Genomic DNA, 811 nt, shown 5'->3' on the forward strand with positions numbered 1-811 from the left:
CGCGCAATCCGCGGGCAACGCCCTCGATCCGTCCAACGACACGCTGAACGGTGCCGCGGCCCTGCCCGGTGCGAGCGGCAATGTCGTGCTGACCCGCGTCTCCGGCGATGCCGAACTGGCGCTCGATACCGAAACCGGCGCGATCACGCTGGCCGCCGGGGCCGCGGCGGGCACCTATACCGTGACCTACCGCATCTGCGAGCGGACCAACGGCGACAATTGCGCCGAGGCGACCGAGACCGTGACCGTGACCGACACCGCGCTCGCCGCCGGCCCCGAGCCGGTGCGTGCGCTGATCGGCACCGATGCCGCGCAATCCGCGGGCAACGCCCTCGATCCGTCCAACGACACGCTGAACGGCGCCGCGGCGGTGCCCGGTGCGGGTGGCACCGTGGTGCTGACCCGCGTCTCCGGCGATGCCGAACTGGCCCTCGATACAGAGACCGGCGCGATCACGCTGGCCGCGGGCGCTCCCGAGGGCACCTATACGGTGACCTACCGCATCTGCGAGGCCGCCAATACCGACCATTGCGCCGAGGCGACCGAGACGGTCACCGTGACCTTCACGCCGATCGCCGCCGGGCCCGAACCGGTGCGCAGCTTCACCGCCACGATCGACCCGATCGTTGCCGGCAACGCCCTCGATCCGTCCAACGACACGCTTGACGGTTTTGCGGCGGTGCCTGGTTTTGGGGGGAATGTTGTTCTGACGTTGGGTGGCGGGTCGCCCGAGGTGAGCCTGAACGTGGCGACGGGGGAGCTGGGTGTTGCGGCGGGGACGCCTCCGGGGACCTATGTTCTGGATTACAAC

General features: G+C 70.0%; 1 protein-coding gene. It reads left to right on the forward strand.

Going from position 1 to position 811, the window contains the following annotated elements; translation table 11 throughout:
- On the forward strand, positions 1–811 hold an 811-nt coding region (locus ATO11_RS22270), incomplete at both ends, for a hypothetical protein (protein ID WP_207383009.1).

This window comes from Pseudaestuariivita atlantica (genome assembly GCF_001205715.1).
Lineage (GTDB): Bacteria > Pseudomonadota > Alphaproteobacteria > Rhodobacterales > Rhodobacteraceae > Pseudaestuariivita > Pseudaestuariivita atlantica.